This window comes from Bacillus cereus group sp. N14 (assembly GCF_016483555.1).
In the GTDB taxonomy this organism is placed as follows: domain Bacteria; phylum Bacillota; class Bacilli; order Bacillales; family Bacillaceae_G; genus Bacillus_A; species Bacillus_A wiedmannii.
In genome coordinates, this window is the sequence record NZ_JAEHBQ010000065.1 from 1 (window position 1) to 444 (window position 444).

Sequence of the window (444 nt, forward strand, 5' to 3'; positions counted from 1 at the left end):
TAAATTAGTAACTTGTGCGTGTCCTTTTTTATCTGTCGTTATTTTAGCGACTACTTGTCCTGCTGCATCTTGAATCTCAAATACTGCATCAGCTAAAGCATCTTTCGTTTCTTTGTCTACTTTTGTAATTTCTACATTTCCTACATCCACTAATTCATTTTCTACAGTCAATTGTAATGCTGTAACTCTACCCTTTTCAATTTCGAATGAAATTGGCTTTTCTAGTGGTTTGTATCCTGCCGGTGTTTCTACTTCTACTAACTCATACTTTCCAATAGATAAATCTGAAACGTTTGCTTTTCCTTCTTTATCCGTTTTTACTTTCGCAACTACTTTTCCTTTTGAATCACGTACTTCAAATACAACATTTTCTAATGGTGCTTTACTGTCTTTATCTATTTTTGTGATTTCTACATTCCCCGTATCTACCATTTCATTTTCTAC

The 444-nt window shown here is 33.6% G+C and carries 1 protein-coding gene; it reads right to left on the minus strand.

Annotation, left to right across the window (positions count from 1 at the left end; genetic code table 11):
* On the minus strand, window positions 1-444 hold a 444-nt coding region (locus JDS82_RS29050), incomplete at both ends, for an MSCRAMM family protein (RefSeq protein ID WP_275952029.1).